General features: G+C 45.9%; 16 protein-coding genes and 1 riboswitch. Of the genes, 6 read left to right on the plus strand and 10 right to left on the minus strand.

The features are described 5' to 3' along the window. The first annotated feature begins 262 nt into the window (after window positions 1-262). A complete protein-coding gene (locus ACUYLD_RS00655) occupies window positions 263-2,254 on the plus strand; it encodes a stalk domain-containing protein (RefSeq protein ID WP_446674228.1) in 1,992 nt (663 codons plus the stop codon). Between the two features lie 210 nt (window positions 2,255-2,464). Next, a complete protein-coding gene (locus ACUYLD_RS00660; protein WP_446674562.1) occupies window positions 2,465-4,234 on the plus strand; it encodes a phosphatase PAP2 family protein in 1,770 nt (589 codons plus the stop codon). Window positions 4,235-4,359: 125 nt separating this feature from the next. On the opposite strand, the gene queF is transcribed toward ACUYLD_RS00660, so the two are convergent. The 6 genes from queF to ACUYLD_RS00690 form a co-directional block, all read right to left on the minus strand. Beyond that, entirely contained in the window at window positions 4,360-4,857 is a 498-nt protein-coding gene (gene queF / locus ACUYLD_RS00665) for a preQ(1) synthase (RefSeq protein WP_013309106.1), read from the minus strand. A 403-nt stretch (window positions 4,858-5,260) separates the two neighbouring features. Beyond that, window positions 5,261-6,124 (minus strand): 7-carboxy-7-deazaguanine synthase QueE, encoded by an 864-nt coding sequence (gene queE / locus ACUYLD_RS00670; protein WP_446674229.1) that lies wholly within the window; start codon window positions 6,122-6,124, stop codon window positions 5,261-5,263. Beyond that, window positions 6,117-6,608, minus strand: a complete 492-nt coding sequence (gene queD, locus ACUYLD_RS00675; protein WP_061831179.1) for a 6-carboxytetrahydropterin synthase QueD — start codon at window positions 6,606-6,608, stop codon at window positions 6,117-6,119. Before queD ends, queE begins: the two co-directional genes overlap by 8 nt. Further along, the gene (queC, locus tag ACUYLD_RS00680; protein WP_061831178.1) at window positions 6,601-7,284 is read right to left on the minus strand and encodes a 7-cyano-7-deazaguanine synthase QueC; all 684 of its coding nucleotides are present in this window, start codon (window positions 7,282-7,284) and stop codon (window positions 6,601-6,603) included. Before queC ends, queD begins: the two co-directional genes overlap by 8 nt. Before the next feature lie 134 nt (window positions 7,285-7,418). After that, window positions 7,419-7,462: riboswitch (PreQ1 riboswitch) on the minus strand. A 79-nt stretch (window positions 7,463-7,541) separates the two neighbouring features. Then, window positions 7,542-8,246 (minus strand): AIM24 family protein, encoded by a 705-nt coding sequence (locus ACUYLD_RS00685; RefSeq protein ID WP_013309110.1) that lies wholly within the window; start codon window positions 8,244-8,246, stop codon window positions 7,542-7,544. Window positions 8,247-8,271: 25 nt separating this feature from the next. Further along, window positions 8,272-8,712: a hypothetical protein gene (locus ACUYLD_RS00690; protein WP_023987365.1), complete on the minus strand. Its 441-nt coding sequence runs from the start codon at window positions 8,710-8,712 to the stop codon at window positions 8,272-8,274. 313 nt (window positions 8,713-9,025) lie between these two features. On the opposite strand from ACUYLD_RS00690, the gene ACUYLD_RS00695 reads away from it, so the two are divergent. The 3 genes from ACUYLD_RS00695 to ACUYLD_RS00705 all read left to right on the plus strand — a co-directional run bounded on the left by ACUYLD_RS00695 (window position 9,026) and on the right by ACUYLD_RS00705 (window position 11,225). Beyond that, window positions 9,026-9,181: a hypothetical protein gene (locus tag ACUYLD_RS00695; protein WP_165176511.1), complete on the plus strand. Its 156-nt coding sequence runs from the start codon at window positions 9,026-9,028 to the stop codon at window positions 9,179-9,181. A 221-nt stretch (window positions 9,182-9,402) separates the two neighbouring features. Continuing rightward, complete coding sequence (locus tag ACUYLD_RS00700; protein ID WP_446674230.1) at window positions 9,403-10,170, plus strand: hypothetical protein; 768 nt, start codon at window positions 9,403-9,405, stop codon at window positions 10,168-10,170. A 71-nt stretch (window positions 10,171-10,241) separates the two neighbouring features. Then, window positions 10,242-11,225, plus strand: coding sequence for a helix-turn-helix transcriptional regulator (locus ACUYLD_RS00705; RefSeq protein WP_061831176.1), 984 nt, complete (start codon window positions 10,242-10,244; stop codon window positions 11,223-11,225). Window positions 11,226-11,265: 40 nt separating this feature from the next. Here ACUYLD_RS00705 and ACUYLD_RS00710 read toward each other — a convergent pair whose 3' ends face one another. The 4 genes from ACUYLD_RS00710 to ACUYLD_RS00725 all read right to left on the minus strand — a co-directional run bounded on the left by ACUYLD_RS00710 (window position 11,266) and on the right by ACUYLD_RS00725 (window position 15,189). After that, window positions 11,266-11,937 (minus strand): 3'-5' exonuclease, encoded by a 672-nt coding sequence (locus tag ACUYLD_RS00710; RefSeq protein WP_061831175.1) that lies wholly within the window; start codon window positions 11,935-11,937, stop codon window positions 11,266-11,268. A gap of 245 nt (window positions 11,938-12,182) precedes the next feature. Beyond that, a complete protein-coding gene (locus ACUYLD_RS00715) occupies window positions 12,183-14,084 on the minus strand; it encodes a 5'-nucleotidase C-terminal domain-containing protein (RefSeq protein ID WP_446674231.1) in 1,902 nt (633 codons plus the stop codon). A gap of 194 nt (window positions 14,085-14,278) precedes the next feature. After that, window positions 14,279-14,704 carry an ImmA/IrrE family metallo-endopeptidase gene (locus ACUYLD_RS00720; RefSeq protein WP_446674232.1) on the minus strand — a complete coding sequence of 142 codons (426 nt, stop codon included), beginning with the start codon at window positions 14,702-14,704 and terminating at the stop codon, window positions 14,279-14,281. An 11-nt stretch (window positions 14,705-14,715) separates the two neighbouring features. Continuing rightward, a complete protein-coding gene (locus tag ACUYLD_RS00725; protein ID WP_446674233.1) occupies window positions 14,716-15,189 on the minus strand; it encodes a helix-turn-helix domain-containing protein in 474 nt (157 codons plus the stop codon). A 332-nt stretch (window positions 15,190-15,521) separates the two neighbouring features. On the opposite strand from ACUYLD_RS00725, the gene ACUYLD_RS00730 reads away from it, so the two are divergent. Beyond that, window positions 15,522-15,998: an ArpU family phage packaging/lysis transcriptional regulator gene (locus ACUYLD_RS00730; RefSeq protein WP_446674234.1), complete on the plus strand. Its 477-nt coding sequence runs from the start codon at window positions 15,522-15,524 to the stop codon at window positions 15,996-15,998. Window positions 15,999-16,309 lie beyond the last annotated feature (311 nt).

Consider the following 16,309-nt stretch of genomic DNA (forward strand, 5'->3'; position numbering starts at 1 on the left):
TACTGCTTGCCCATCCTGCTGGATACTCTTCATTGCTCCATTTAGTTAGAATTTCTAAAATGACATATCCGAATTCAAACATTTACCATCCTCAAAACCGATATATATGTGAGTATTTTGCATAAGTCCCAAGAGCGCTTTTCAAATCAGCAATATTGAGATCGAAGTGATCTAGTTCGTCTATATAATGTATTTTTGAGCGTTGGGAATGAAGTTATGCAAAATATTGATATTGAAATATAGATAGAAAAGGGGAACCACGATGAGAAAAGCAATGAAGATTTTGCTGGCAGTATCTTTGGTATGTGGAGCGGTGGTGGGAACTGCGTTAAACAATGGAGAAACAGCAGTAGCGGCAAATGTAACGACGAACAACACTTGGAAAAACGCTAAAATTATAGACGTGATCGACCGGAATAACTACATACTGGATGACGGTTCTTTATGGAGAAAGAGTATAGATGGCCCGGTTATTGAGAAATTGAATTTGAAAGGCATTACAGGCAGCAAAAACGAGAGCCAAGGTTATTATGGCTGGACTGAGGACGGGAAGGTAGCCATCTGGGATGATAACTCCGACCCAAAAGTGACGGCTCAATCCTCAGGAGTTAAAGAAATTACAGGTGAGGGTTTGGCTATTAAAACCGATGGGACGATCTCCTGGGGAAGAGAACAGGTTGAGGGAATATCGGATGCTATAGACGGTGATAAGGTAAGTACTTACTTTACGGTTCTTACTCGATCCGGTGATGTATGGTATTCCACAGGGTACGCAGAATCTAAGCCCCGCAAGATAGGTCATGTAGATGGTGCGCTTGATATCAAAATGAGTACGGCGTATGCTGCAGTGCTTAAGGAAGATGGCCATGTCACGATGCTGGATATGCTGACCAATGAACCACCGCGCGAAGTGGGAAGTGATATTGCTTCGATTTTATGGAAAAAAGGTACACATGTCTTGATTACTGTACATCATGACGGGACTGTATGGAGCTATGACCGAATGAAGAAATATCCAGCTGTGCAGCTTAGCGGGTTGTCTAATGTTGCACGGTTGGTTGATTCGCCTGACGAGCTTTTTGCACAATTAAAGGATGGCTCTTGGGTCGGCTATAAGGACGGAATCACGACTGCGCTGAGCTTGCCTACATTAACGGGTATGTCCTTGTTGACGACCTCCAAAGAGGCTGCCATCGGCGATACGATTCAATTAAATGTACAAGAGACGTATTCGAACGGTTATCGACTAATACGTCATCCCGAAGCTAGTGAGATTGAAGTGGAGAAACCGCAGGTTGCCGAGCTACAGCAGAATGGTTCCGGTACACTCAAAGTAAGGGGCATTGGAAGCACATCCGTAGCTCTGCGGACCGAAGGAATACCCTCTTCTTTTACACTAAAGGTATCGTCCGATCAAACCTTGACCGGGGCGGCTATACTGAACGGCAATGTGTATTTGCCTGTGCAGTCTGTGTTCAAGACGCTGGGTGGATCTGTTATCGTGGCGAACCAGACCTTTACGATCAAGCTGGGTAAAAACAATATCGTACTCCAAAAAGGGAGTTCCACCGCAATGGTGAATGGTAAACCTGTTGCACTGAAGGGCAAGGTTCAAACGGTTAACGGACAGGTTGTATTCCCGGGAACATTACTGACCGATCTGAAGTTGGGCGGATTCAAATGGAATCGTGACCGCCAGCAAGGAGAATTATCTGTGGGCGCTACCAAGCTGGTCATTGAGACGCCGGAAACGGCAAAAATTATCAGAGCCATTGATCTGGGCAGTCTGTCCAAATTAATTGGCAAAACCTATTGGGTCAATAACTTCTATAGCGCTGGAGAGCGATTTGGCAAGGTAACAGTTAAAGATATCGAAGTCAGCACGGACCCGAATGGTGTTAAATCTTACGAAGTTATTTTCCAGGGGGCCAATGGCGAAACTTATGACACGTTTTCCATCCTCGGAGCTTCACGCATTCCACAAATGCTGTCTGATTCCGATCAATTTCTGACTTACGATCCGTACAAGAAATACCAATGGTCGCAAGCCATCTGGAACAAGATTAAAAATAATGAGGTAAGCTTGGGCATGAATACGACGCAGGTGCAGTTCGCATGGGGAAACCCAACAGTCAGAGAAAAGGGGGCTGCTTCAAACGGAACTCAAGTCGAAGCCTGGGTATACGGCAACCGTAGTCTTTATTTCAAGGCGGTAGCTTTCGTGAATGGCAAAGTCATAGAAGTATGGCTGTAGGGTAGCTGGTTTTTCTATAACGGTTTGAACGAGGTGTCTCCAGAGTCGTATATACGGCTCTTGGGATGCCTTTTTTTCATTTAACAAAACTAAGCTCTTGATTTAACAAACTTAAGATATGATTCTTTATGTCATACATCTTGTTATATAGATAATAGCTCCGTAGAGAAAGTATGAAGAGCACCAGAGAAGAGAGGATCTGATTTGAGAATGAAATCGCTAAGGAAACCATTATCAGTTGCATTACTATCTTTACCATTACTTCTAGGTTCCCTGGGTGGAAGTTATGCGAGTGCGGCAACCCTACCAACAACGGTAACTCCAACAGAACCGTCATGGGGATACTTCGTAGATCATTATAAAAATAATAGTTCTGCAAATAAGACGGAAAGCTCTAATCCGACTCTCGGATTGCTCTCCGAATTTAATAAGCTTTGGACTCCCGGTGCTACTTGGGATACAGGTACCAAGCAAAACAGCAGCGTGCTGGACGCCAATATTCAAAAAGTGATTGATATAGCTGCCCGTCGCACTTCTAGTGAGGCTGATGCAGCTTATTTGGATGATCGCAGAAACCAGAGCTACAGTGTGATCGACGGTCTGGTTTCGCTCACTGATGTATATCGAAAGAATGCAGGTGCCACGACAACGATCAACGACATTCCGGCAGATGCTCTGACTAAGAAATACGAAGATGAGGGAACGAATGCTGGGAGTACAAGCTCCAATCTCGGCAACATCGTAAATCTGGTAAATACCTTGCGCGGGGAATATTCTACGACGAACCCAGCTAAGTCTTATTTTAGCTACCCTCGCCCATTTCGCTGGAGCGATAACTCAGTAGTTGTTCCGAGCCTTATTCCCGCTCTCAAAGCTGATGCTACTAGCGATGGCGGCTTTCCTAGCGGTCATACCAATGCTGCGTATCTCAGTTCTATTGCTATGGCCTACGCCGTGCCGGAGCGTTATCAAGAACTGCTGACGCGAGCTTCGGAGCTGGGCAATAACCGTGTTGTTGCTGGTATGCATTCACCGCTTGATGTTATGGGAGGGCGTGTCATGGCAACGGCGATGGCGGCTGCTATCCTGTCTGATCCAGCCAATAGCAGCTTGAAGAAAGCCGCTTATCAGGATGCTCGTAAACAACTGCTATCTCAAAAAGGTACAGCTCCAGATCGGTTCAGCAATTATGCCACAAACAAAAAAAATTATAATCAACGATTAACATACGGATTCAGTCAGGTTAATCCAACTACGACGCCAATGACAGTGCCTAAGGGAGCTGAGGTACTATTGGAGACACGCTTGCCTTACCTGGATAGCACACAACGTCGTTGGGTTTTGGCTACCACGGGGATTCCTTCCGGCTATCCTGTACTTGATGATGCTGAGGGATGGGGACGATTGAACTTGTTTTCCGCTGCGGATGGCTACGGTGCTTTCGCCAATAATGTGACGGTGAATATGGACGCTTCCAAAGGCGGTTTCAATGCATTGGATCGCTGGCGCAATAATATCTCTGGTGTTGGAAAGCTGACTAAAAAGGGAACAGGTACGTTGAAGCTAATGGGTAACAATACGTATTCCGGCGGTACACAGATCGACCAAGGTACTTTGGAGGGAACTTCGGAAACGGCTTTCGGAAGTGGTGGAATTACGAATAACGGGGGAACTCTTCTTAAAAATGCTTCTGGAAAGCTGATTATTGGCGGAAATTACAGACAATCTGCCAAGGGAACACTTGAGCTTAACCTGCGCAGTAAAAATGATGTACTCAAAACGAGGGGAACAGCTATACTCAACGGAAAATTACGTCTGAATTTTTCTAACAAATATGTACCGGCTAATGGTGCTACGATCTTAACTTATGCTAAACGGAATGGAGCATTTTCTTCGATTGAAACGGTAGGTTTACCAAGCAATTATAAAGTGAAGGTTATCTATACAGCTGACAGTGCTCAGTTGAAAGTCACGAAGTAAAACATAATTAGCTCGCTATATAACAATTGAAGTGCACCTTTAAAATACATGGGGATAAACCAGAAGGTTATCCCAACGTGTATTCTAGGGGTGCACTTTATTGTTTAAGGATAGGGAGTATTAGCTTAACGGTTATCGATCTTTTCCGGGTACATATCATGGTTCATCATGCGGTGCTCCGCTATCTGTTCATACTTCGTTCCTGGCTTGCCGTAGTTGGTATACGGGTCGATAGAGATGCCACCGCGTGGCGTGAATTTGCCCCATACTTCAATGTAGCGAGGGTCCATCAGCTTAATCAAGTCATTCATGATGATATTGACGCAGTCTTCATGGAAATCGCCGTGGTTACGGAAGCTGAACAGGTACAGCTTAAGGGATTTGCTTTCTACCATTTTAATATCAGGGATGTAGCTGATGTAGATGGTTGCAAAATCAGGCTGTCCTGTAATCGGGCACAGGCTGGTGAACTCCGGGCAATTGAACTTTACAAAATAATCCCGATACGGATGTTTATTATCAAAGCTTTCGAGAATGGCGGGATCATAGGCAAAAGTGTATTGTGTGCCTTGATTGCCAAGTAGGGTAACGTCGGTCATTTCTTCGGGTGTTCTTCCGGTCATATGGATGCGGCTCCTTAAGTTTAGTTTGGTAAAAGAGAGAGGGAGTTATGAGAATGGGAAGGTCGCTCCGCGAAGGATTTGAGCTTCCGATCGCTGTTGAAATGGGATTCTTTCTGATGATTTAAAAGATATAGGTTAGAATCCCATTTCAAAGGCGAACGCTAACGCTTCTCCAGCTTCAAATCCTCCGCTTCGCTGCCGACCGCCGTCAACACCATAAAGTCCCTGCTCGTTTACCTGTAGGTTGGGGCAGAAGTGAATAATGCTCGCTCCTATATGAAAGGAGCGTTGTGAGAAACCCCGTCCTCGGACGAGGGTTTCTTTGTAACTTGGATGTCGAAGGTGTACTTCGACTATCTTGTGTATCACATACAGCTCATACGGAATATATTACATATAAGTGTTATACGCCGCGTTTGTTGCCCCATACGAGGGTGTGGAGCTGTGGGAGTACTCTTACGTCGTTTAGTCGGGAATCGTCCATGACACGGTCGATAAGCCATTCATAACGATGGAGTAGGGACTCCGCAATCTGTCCGGTGTTCTCCGTGTTCACATCTGGATTACCCGTCTGGAGGAACAGCGGTACGTGTGGATAGCGCTCGTGAACGGTGCGGGCGTAGGCAAGATCGGTGTCATCGAAGATGACGACCTTCAAGCTGCAAGCTCCGATATAGAGCCGCGCAGATTCATTAGCGGGTTCCTTCAAGCCCGTTGTGGTTGGGACGTTGGACGTAGCTCGGGGCTCACTAGCCATCTTCCGGTTCGACAGACGGGCGACGATATCATCCAGCACATCCCAGTTGGTCGTCATACCCGAGCTGGGTGGCTTCGGGGACAGGGTTACCTCATCGATATCGTACAGCCATTCCTGCCAGCGGGAGCCTTGTGTTTCGACAGCGGTGGCAATGCCTTGGCTGCGTAGCAGGGTGATTAGCTCCCCAAGCTGCGGTAGCAGGGCAGGATTTCCTCCAGAAAGGGTCACATGCGAAAACCGTTCGCCACCGATGGCCTTCAGCTCCTGCCAAATGTCTGTGGCACTCAGACGACGGATCTGATCCTTGGCGCTGCCGTCCCAGGTAAAGGCGGAGTCACACCACGAGCAATGGTAATCGCAGCCTGCGGTGCGAACAAACATCGTTTTACGACCAATGACCATCCCTTCGCCCTGAACGGTGGGACCAAACACCTCTAGTACGGGAATAGGGGCTATTTGGGTCCCGCGGGAGGCTGTCATGGGTTGGTGAGTAGTCACGGTATTACTCATCGAGCATCCACTCCCGTCGGAACTCGGCGTAGCTGGTAGGTGTCTCGAACAACCGTACAAACTCGGTACGTCCACCTTCGACACGGTTGCAATATGCATCCGAGGTCAAGGCTGACTCCATTTGTTCAAAGATCCAGACGACCATATTTTCCGCCGTTGTATTCATTGGAGGAAGCGTCTCATTCAAGTAACGATGGTCCAGAAAAGGTTCAATCCGCTCTTTCCAGATCGTTTTGATGTCACCAAAATCCAGCGTTAGACCCGTTTCGCCCGGTATACCGCTTATGCCAAAAACGACGATGTAGGTATGACCGTGCAGATTTTTGCATTTGCCTTCGTAGCAGTGCAAATGATGTGCTGCATCGAATGTAAATTGTTTGCTGACCAATACACGTTTGCGGTGATAACGCAGCTGAGAGTGCTTAATGTCTGTCCCGAACTGCTGGAGCTTGTCGACAATGCGGAAGGTACCTGGATCACGCATGACCTTCAACTCCTTGGGAGGAAGCTCCGCGCATCGCGAGATATTGCTCGAGTCCAGCACGGCGAAGTTTGCAAGCAGGGCATTCGCCACAGCCGTCGCCAATGACGCCGTTATAGCACGTTAGTGTACGTGTTCTTACAAATTCAAAAGCTTTCAGCTCATCGGCCATCTGCCAGGTTTCGGCCTTGTTCAGCCACATGAGCGGGGTATGAATCACAAAGGGATAGTCCATCGAAAGGTTCAGTGTGACGTTCAGCGATTTGATAAAAGAATCCCGGCAATCGGGATAGCCGCTGAAATCCGTCTCACAAACGCCTGTAATCAAGTGGCGCGCTCCTTTTTGCTTGGCGAGAACTCCCGCGAAGCTCAGGAACAGAAGGTTGCGACCGTCTACAAAGGTGCTAGGCAGTTCGCCTTCCTGTTGTGTAATGTCAATGTCGGTGCGTGTGAGGGCATTAGGGGCTAGTTGATTAAGCAGGCTCATATCCAGTACCGTTTGCGGAACACCTAGTTCACGGGCGATTCCAGCGGCTACTTCGATTTCCTGCTTGTGGCGTTGACCGTAATCGAACGTCACGGTTTCTACTTCAGCAAAATGTTTTTTTGCCCAAAATAAACAGGTTGTGCTGTCTTGGCCGCCGCTGAATACGACGACTGCTTTTTCGTTTGCAAACATAAAAAAACCTCTCGATCTTCTTGGAATGGTGCAAGACACGGAGTCTTGTCACTTGGAAGAAGGAGAGTTCTTGAACCGACTTCAACAAAAAACAGGCCTTGCCCCGCGAATTCATTTTTCTTGCGGAGGACAAAGCATCGTTAGTTTTTTATAGAGGGAGTTCGCGAACCTCTCCCATGCATGACGCATGGATTTTCTTCATTAGTATCTGCCACGAGGACAGACGGCTTTAGCATTGTCATTATAGCATGGCAGGGCTATTTGATAAACACTCCACCAAATGGAATGACTTCCCGTAAAAAGCGCTTGATCACGCCATCGTCGTTCATATCCTGTTGGAGCCGCCGATGATGTTCCCCGGCATGGAATAGTACGGTACCCTGTCCGGTCATTTTAAAATGATAGTTCATATGCTGGCTGGCCAGATGGTTGCCGTACACGGTCAACTCCAGTTTGGCGTTTTCGGGATAGGCAATGACGCTGCTCGCATCCACATATATCGGCTCTGTCGGATGAAGCTGTTCTTGACATACCAATCCCTGTGTCAAAAGACCGATTTGACCCACACCGTCAAATTTCATTTTTATAACATCGCGGCTAAACAACATGTTTTTCATGCTTAGCAGCTTGGTACGCATTTGAATACCGGAGCTGTACCAGAACAGGTTGCGAAAATCGTATAACAGATCATCGCTTCCTTCAAGCTTAATCATTTTTAGACTAAAGCCAGGTGGAAGTGCGGCAATTAGGCGACAAGCACCTGTGAAATCGGCCTGAATCAGTTTGTGTTTGCGATACATGCCCTTTATATTCATTAGTTTATCACTACGGCCTGAGCTGGGTCCGCGGTATGCGATGATTTGCTGCGGATGCAGAACGTGCAGCTTTTCTCCTTCCGCCAGGTCGAGCGTTACGACCGAACCGACGCTTTCATCATGGTGTTGTCCTGCTTGTATGTCCATTCAGACCTTTCATCCTTTCAGGCAGTTAGTATCTTCCCGAACGTCGACGCATCCCGTAACGCAACAGTCGGATACCGATAAAATAACCGGCCAGCAGAATTATAGCTGTGATGATGAGCATTTTATTTCGGTGTGAAGCCTGATCGCGCTGGGTTTGAAGATTTTTTAATTCTGTGACAGTGTCAGTCAGCTTGCGGTTTTGCTCCAGTAATTGGGCGTTTTGCTCTTGATAGGCTTCTAAGCTGTTACGGGCCTTCTCCAGATCCTCCTGTGTTTGTCGGTAGCTTTCCTTGAGCTGATACACATCACCGGGCAACCGCGAAAATTGCTCGAAGCCTTGGTACACATCATCCCAATAAGCAGCATGTACTTCGGGTACACGAGTTATCCCAAAAATAAACAAAAGTGCTATAGCAGCGCAGACAATGCGGCGGTACAAAGCAAAACGACAAGTTGGTCGTGCCAAGAGATGTTCCCCCTTTTGATAAACCAAGATGTTAGATGATATAGATCATTACCCATATGACATGGTTACGTATAATATAACGATTCGGATGCAGATTTTAGAATAGACGGACGATAAATATGAAGAAAATGTTCTCAAAAAAGTCGATATATTAGTTTAAGTGTACCTTAAAACGGGTATATCAAGGAAGCGGCAACATTCCGGCATTTTTCCCAGCATATGAGTAAAGAACGATCCGCACCTGATCAGGGGCTTAAGTTGAATAAATGAACTGAAATATATTAAAAATTGATATAAAAGGAGATTTTGCAAGATGAATGAGAGAGAACAAAACTATAAAACTTTAAAAATCACTGTAAATGGAAAGCCGTTATCAAAGGATCTCGTCGTAGATAGCACTACTTTTGCTCCTATATCTGATATTTGCACAAAAACGAATGTTTCTTTAACAGAAACTACAATCTCATAAGTAAATATAGAAGTAGACTATAAAATAGCCCGGCATACGCCGGGCTATTTTTGCGCATTCATGTAATTCAAATGGTTTAAAATGTTATTTACCAAACTAGGTCCCCCTTCATAAAGATTCCCATGTATAATTTTCACAATCAAACATACGTTCCCTGACAATATAGTGTCAGATAACACTGTTAATTTAGAGTTACATGTTCTTTTAGGGGGAATTTACCAGTGGTGAAGTCAATGCTCAATGTAACGTACACATGGGACAAAGAGTCTATATCTGCGAATGGGTCCAAACAAGTAAATCTACTGATAGAATGGGGCTATGGAGCTATACGCAAAAGAAAAGGAAATCTAATACCGAAAGCAGCGGGATGTGACCTTCAACTCCAGTTCATTCCAGAAAACGGGGTAAGTCTATTAAAAGCTGAAGGGGTAAGGCTCGGTTTTAAACGCTCGGAAAACGGAGATAGAATGTTTGTTCACTGTGGTGATGTAAGGCGGGGAAAATATAGACAGGCTATTTTGACGTTTTCTATACCGGCTCACTCGTCCGGAAGACATACGATTGGAATGATGGAGTGGAGCTGGCGCAAGCCATCGCAGGAAAAGCGAACGCTGATCCGGACAGACCAGCTCTACATTCATTTTACGCATCATCTTGGTCTGCTGAGCATTCCATCCAACCCGAAGGTGGAAAAATACATAAAACTGAATGAGACGCCTCCTATTGTAAAAAAGGCATTGCGTATGTACGAGAAAGGGGAATATGAGCAAGGGGCGTTCATCCTTACCAGACAAGCAGATGAATTACTTATACGTGCAGCAAGAAGCGATGATATGGACTACCTGCAGGAAGCCGAGTTGCTTCTGGCTATACGTAATAAATGGAGTGGTACTTTTGTATCATTTACAGCGTATAGTTCTAAAGTCTTTTTTAATAAGGCGATATCGCTAGAAAATGTTCGTTTTACTGAAAATGATACTTTGAGATAGGCAATTATGCTAGTTTATTTGTGTAATATAGTGAGTCTAATTTACTATCTTTTTGTAAAGGAGAGACTTCCTTGACTGATCGGTTGATACGTTTAATGCGGATTATTACTATTGTTCAGGCAAATCCAGGGATATTGGCAAGAGAGCTTGCCGAACGTTGTGAAACATCAGAACGTACCATATACCGAGATATGGAGGCGCTAAGCGCTATGCATATACCGATTACGAATATGGGGCATGGCAAGGGGTACATTTTTATTAGCAATTTTGCTTTGTATCCTTTGAATTGGACGGAAGAAGAGGCAGAGGCTTTTACTAAGCTGGGAGAGATTATGGAAACGGTAAAGCCTCTTTTACCGCCAGCTTTTGAAAGTGCTTATGAGAAAGTGATGGCCTCTAGTCAGAAAAAAAAGATGGACCAGACGAGCTTCGCGCAGGAAATGAAAAATATTGTCCGGCTCGGCTCGACACTTGATCGGGAAAACCAGCCCTATCTGCTCAGGCTGATTGTTTTAGCGAGTCTTACGCAGCAGACTATTGAAGCGGAATACAGCTCACCTCAAAATGAAGATGTATCACTCGTTCAGGTGGATCCTTATTGTTTGGTTCCGCAGGATCGGCGATTCTATATGCTTGGTTTTTGTCACAAGCAATCCGCGATGAGAACCTTTCGGATCAGTCGATTTCGGAACATGAGAATTTTGCCGTATACGTTTCAAAAAAATACAACTGAAATGGAAATGTTTTTTAAAGGGACCTGGTCGGTGACCAAAGGAAATCAGAATATCCGGTTTGTGGTACGTTTTTCTGCCGAGTCTGTATATCGGGTCAAAGAAGAGGAGCTGTTCATCAAGCCTTTTCTTAGGGATTTGCCGGATGGAAGTTTGTTGTTTGAGGTGACGGTCAATCATGACCGTGAATTTTTGGATTGGCTCACTTCCTATGGAGCTGAGGCCGAGATCCTGGAGCCTTTACGGTACCGCAAACGAATGCAAGAAATGCTGCGGACCTGGGGGACATTCTATTTCGATAAAAAGGCAGGAAATCAAGAATAACAGGGGGAGATCCCCCGGAACGGGCCGGGGAGCTATCCGCTTAACGGTCCTTAAACAGGTTGGCGAGATTGCCAAAAGGACTGTACTGCTCCTGTTCTTCTTCTGGTGAGGAGTAGACGAGCTTCGATCCACGGCTTTCCTCATCGTCAGCAGCATTATGAACTAATGTAATACGATCAAAATGGTACATGAAAACCTGAGCGGTGTTCACGGCATCATCCAGTGCCCGGTGTTGTTGACCGTCAAAGTCAATGTTGCACAATTCCAGCGCCTGAGACAGGCTCAACTGACGGTACTTTCCATTGGAACCAAACAGACGGGAAATCTGCTTCTGTATATCATTTGTATTATGAATCCATCCGAGATCTACATGATGGGTACGACAATGGGATACCAGCTTCTGACGGTCATCCGGGCCCCATGCGCATAAATAATAAGGGGAATCCGTACCGAGCCAGGCTATGAATTCCTTCACAGCTTCAGGAAATAGTGGAGCGGCATCAATATCTCGTTGAGTAATACCTGTGAACTGAACGGTATCTGTAGAGAGTACAGGCCGATTCGAGGGTCTTACAAAACTGTGAAACGTATCCGCAACGTATAGGCCATCGTCTCCCTGAACAACTTTGACGGCACCGATATCAATGATTTCGGAGGAATATCTGGCGTTACGACTAACGGTAAATTCAAGATCGTAAATAATGTATTGCATTTCTGGACTCCTTTCACACATATAACTGATCCCGATGGGTATCGGGACGAATGTTCTCTGCCCGAATGACTCTTCTCCATCATACCTCTCGGTTCACAACTTGTCAGCGGTTAAAAGGTTTGCTTTTAAAAAAAAATATGCGATGTCCAAATAAGCTTGGACTATCGCATATCTAAAAACGCACTGACATACAGCAGCATCCGAAACCACTAGGATTCCGGACGCTGCTTTTGCTAGCTATTGAATTAGGCCGGGAGGTCTAACTTTTGTCCCGGATAAATGCGGTGAGGATTCTTCAACTTATTCAACTGCTGAAGCTGTTGCCAGGTGGTACCATGTTTGCGGGAAATGTCATACAGCGTATCCCCGGATTTCACAACATATACATGGTTATTTGTAACTTGTGCAGAATTTGATGTCTGCTGTGGCTTGGCTGTTTGAGACTTTGCCGGCGCCGGTTTTGCGGGTGCTGGTTTCGCAGCCGGTGTAGGAACGGGTTGCGGCTTTTCCTGCACAGGTGCAGGTGTTGCGGTTGAGGCAGACGGCCCAGCTTGTGTGGCAGGGACAGAAGTTTTACCGTCAGCCTTGGCTTCTTGAATGCGACCGTCCGCTTGTACTTGCAGGCTAGCGGAGCCGACCTTTTGCATATAGCGGATTAACGCCTCATCAAGCGAGCCGAACATACCTGCTTGTGGATATTTAGCGAACATCGTATATTGGTCACCACCTACGGCAGTAAAATCATTGGTGGCCAGTGTGTATGTTGCCTCAGGATCAAGTGTTTTTCCGCCGATCAGGATGGAATGAACACGGCTGCCTTTGGCTGCTGATGTGTCTATTTTGAAGGTGATACCTGATACCTGTGGGAAACCTCCGCTTGGCTCTGGATAGGAGGCTGTACCATTTTCCAGTGCGGCCTGAATGTCAGAGCCCTTCACTTTCAGGGTAACGATCTGGTTGCCGAAGGGCAGTACAGTGATGATGTCTCCCTTGGTTACCGTCCCTGTCTTGATGGAAGCCCGGATGCCGCCACCATTCGTTAAAGCTACGTCTGCTCCCGAAATGTCACGCATAGCATCGGTGAGCAGGTCACCGAGATTGGTTTCACTTGCACGTACCTTTTCGCGTGCTCCTTCCAGATCCACACTCGTTTGCGTTACAACCTCTTTAAGAATAGGTTCCTGGTCCTTTTGAATGGAGGCGATCAATGCAGCAATCTCAGCGTTGGGCTGAACGTCGACTGCTTGAGTCGAATCAATCAGCTTGGCTTGCTTTTGCGTAACCTTACCGCCGTCGACCCATAAGTCCACAACACCCAAATACTTGGTGTATTCACCTGCGCTAGCGATCAATGTACCATTGTCACTAACCAAGCCTTTTTCCAGTACGGTATGGCTGTGTCCATCGATGAAAATATCAATGCCAGGCACTTCCTTAACAACCTTGAGGCTGGTGTCCTTACTAGACGCATCCTGCCCCAGGTGACCAAGAACAACAACGACATCTACTTTGCTGCGGATTTCATCAACAGCCGCTTTGGCCTCAGCCGCAGGATCGGTGAATTGAATACCCTCAACATTTTTGGGATTCGTCTTATATGCTGTTTCTGGCGTAGTCAGACCGATAATACCGATTTTAACGCCGTCCACTTCTTTAATAACATAGGGTTCGAACAAACGTGTTCCGTCTGTTTGTTTAATATTGGCGCTGAGCACAGGGAACTGAATCTCCTTACTTAGCTCAACAAGATGCTTCCAACCATAATTAAACTCGTGGTTACCCGGAACCATAGCATCATAACGCAGCTTGTTAATCACTTTCACAATGCTCTCACCGTTAACCAAAGTAGCGAAGGTCGTTCCATGAACGGTATCCCCGTCATCTAGCAGCAGTGTATTGGGATTGGAAGCCCGGTACTGATCAATGATACCCGCCAGCTTGGCGAATCCCATTTCCTTGTCGTTCGCGACCACGTGGGCATGGGTATCGTTCGTATGTAGGATGGTGATGTGCTTACCGCTGACTGGAGCCGTTGCCGTTCCCGCTGTTCCCACATTGGTTGCTGGGTCTGCTGCTGCTGTACCGAGACAACCAAGTAGAAGCGCGGCAGTCGTCAGGATCGACGAGAGTTTTTTCCATGAGTTCATGTTGTTCCTTCAACCTCCCATAAAATGAATGAATTAGAGAAACCGCTTACGACCACATTTTATCAGATGATTGTAAAAATAACTTCTATTTTATATCAAAGCATTAAAATTTTTTGATATATCGGTTGTTAAATCTATCGTCTAGTTACCTATATTATAGAGGAAGTAATCAACAGCAGCTCACAGAATGAGAACTAATGTTCTAATTTATGGTCAAAAAAAAGGGCAGTCTCTTTGGGCAGCCCGATACGGGGTAAATAGTGATCCAACGTTTCGTCAGCTAGTGGCGGTTTTCCTTCACTCAGCAAAAGCACGGCAAACCGATTGGCCTGCTGTTCAAATTTTCCTGGGGAAAAGTAGGAATGCTCCTCCATAAAAAAGCGGCTGATGCCTTTATGCAGTCGGTCATGTCCCAATTCATGCGCACAGACGAACCGTTCCCATTCGGGTGTGAGGCCATTGTGGATAACGATAAATCTTCTACGCAGCTTGTGGTAATACAGCCCTTTGGTTGTGGGGCCTAGATCGCAGTATCGGATATGGATACCTAGGGCTTTCGCAATATCGAAGGGGCAGTTGGTACGGTATTTTCGGACAAGTTTGTGAATGAGTTCGTTCATACGCTCACCTGCTATCCCTGATCTTTGCCCGTTCGGGGCTCTTTGGGCTTTTTATGTTTGTTCATCTGCTTGGCTTCCCAGAACAGACCTGTCAGCACGTCTTTGATCCGTTGACGATCTTTTTCATCCAGCGGAATGCCATCGAACATTAATTCGTCGTCTTCCTCCAGCATTTTTTTAAAATCCCGGCGGTCTTTAGAGGTTGCCCATTCCGGCACAGTAGAAGGATAAAGTTCATGTGGACTTGGCTCCATTGAATCATCGTCTCCCCAATATCCGGCGGCCTTCATCATTTCGGTATAGGATACGCTAAGCGCGTCCGCTATTTTGCGGAGAGTGGAGGGTTTGGGAATTCCGCGCAGTCCATTTTCAATGCGGGAAATTTGTGAATTGCTAATACCTGCAGCATCTGCCAACTGGTTGATGCTCCATTGTTTGTGCTCACGCTGCTGCTTTAAGTAAGTTCCGAATGCTGGCTGTTCCACAATGGGGGCTCCTTTCTGCAAGAGAATCATAGATATTAGTTTTATTATACCATTAGGTAAATAGTAAAAGCACGTAATATGCCAAAAGGCATAGGAAAATAAAGCGAATATCCTGTTTTTGGAGCTATACTGCTTTTTTTGAGGATGGATACCTATCCTAAATAATGTTATGTTATACTCAAGATACGAACAAAAGGGGAACAAATTGTAAACACGAGCGTTTTTCTATTTCAGGATTTTGCAAAATTCGATTCCAGTCGCTTCGAAGTGCAAAATCCTCATTTAAAAATACATCATTGTCAAAAGGCATAAGATAAGGAGTGTTGCTTTACATGAGAAATAACTTACCCGAATTGGACCGTCGCAAAACGCAGAATGCATTGGAGGGTGTGTTTGAGAAATACCGAATTTATAAAACGATTACTTTTATGGATCGGGAGAGCTTTATTACTGCTGGCTATACGGATCGCCCGAACGGACCAACGAATGTGACAAGCGATCCAACGGCTCGGACAGCCGTATATAATGTAGATGCTCCTGCCGCCCGCTTGGCCTACTGCGAAATGGTGGATACCGTAGTGAGTCGCTTGAATGAACGCGAACAGCTGCTCATCCGTGAACGTTATTTAAAGGATGACGATGTGTTTGATTACAAGGTTTACAATTATGTGTTAGACCCGCCAGTCAGCAAGGATACGTATACGAAGCTTCGTACGCGTGCTTTTTACAAAATGGCGCTTGCGCTGGCGGACCAAGGCATTTTGAATCTGGCAGGCTTGCAGAAGGGCGCGGATCGAAAACTGGGTTAATGTAATAATTATCCACTTGTTCTCATTTCTATTTTAAAATCGTTTCCTAAAAGGCTTTGATTTCCTGTAATAACAGGGATCAAGGCCTTTTTTCATGACGGGAACACATGTTCTCGAAAAACCTCCCAACTTCATCCCTAGTCTCTGCTTTTATCGTCCATTTGCCCGGCAACGCATTCGTTATTAGGGTGTAAGATTATATCATCGGGAATCAAGACAAGAGGACATACCGAAGACACACACAGTCAAACGTTAGCCGGCCATTAGGGCCGGTTTTTTCATGCGGTGATCGTCTCTGTCGGTTCCCGGGA

It is taken from the genome of Paenibacillus sp. SER-28 (assembly GCF_052906305.1).

Bases quoted from the DNA above. Each gene is read 5' to 3' on its own strand.
- ACUYLD_RS00655 (WP_446674228.1), top strand. From the start codon at position 263: ATGAGAAAAGCAATGAAGATTTTGCTGGCAGTATCTTTGGTATGTGGA.
- ACUYLD_RS00660 (WP_446674562.1), top strand. From the start codon at position 2,465: ATGAAATCGCTAAGGAAACCATTATCAGTTGCATTACTATCTTTACCA.
- queF (WP_013309106.1), bottom strand. From the start codon at position 4,857: ATGACCGGAAGAACACCCGAAGAAATGACCGACGTTACCCTACTTGGC.
- queE (WP_446674229.1), bottom strand. From the start codon at position 6,124: ATGAGTAATACCGTGACTACTCACCAACCCATGACAGCCTCCCGCGGG.
- queD (WP_061831179.1), bottom strand. From the start codon at position 6,608: ATGCGTGATCCAGGTACCTTCCGCATTGTCGACAAGCTCCAGCAGTTC.
- queC (WP_061831178.1), bottom strand. From the start codon at position 7,284: ATGTTTGCAAACGAAAAAGCAGTCGTCGTATTCAGCGGCGGCCAAGAC.
- ACUYLD_RS00685 (WP_013309110.1), bottom strand. From the start codon at position 8,246: ATGGACATACAAGCAGGACAACACCATGATGAAAGCGTCGGTTCGGTC.
- ACUYLD_RS00695 (WP_165176511.1), top strand. From the start codon at position 9,026: ATGAATGAGAGAGAACAAAACTATAAAACTTTAAAAATCACTGTAAAT.
- ACUYLD_RS00710 (WP_061831175.1), bottom strand. From the start codon at position 11,937: ATGCAATACATTATTTACGATCTTGAATTTACCGTTAGTCGTAACGCC.
- ACUYLD_RS00715 (WP_446674231.1), bottom strand. From the start codon at position 14,084: ATGAACTCATGGAAAAAACTCTCGTCGATCCTGACGACTGCCGCGCTT.
- ACUYLD_RS00720 (WP_446674232.1), bottom strand. From the start codon at position 14,704: ATGAACGAACTCATTCACAAACTTGTCCGAAAATACCGTACCAACTGC.
- ACUYLD_RS00730 (WP_446674234.1), top strand. From the start codon at position 15,522: ATGAGAAATAACTTACCCGAATTGGACCGTCGCAAAACGCAGAATGCA.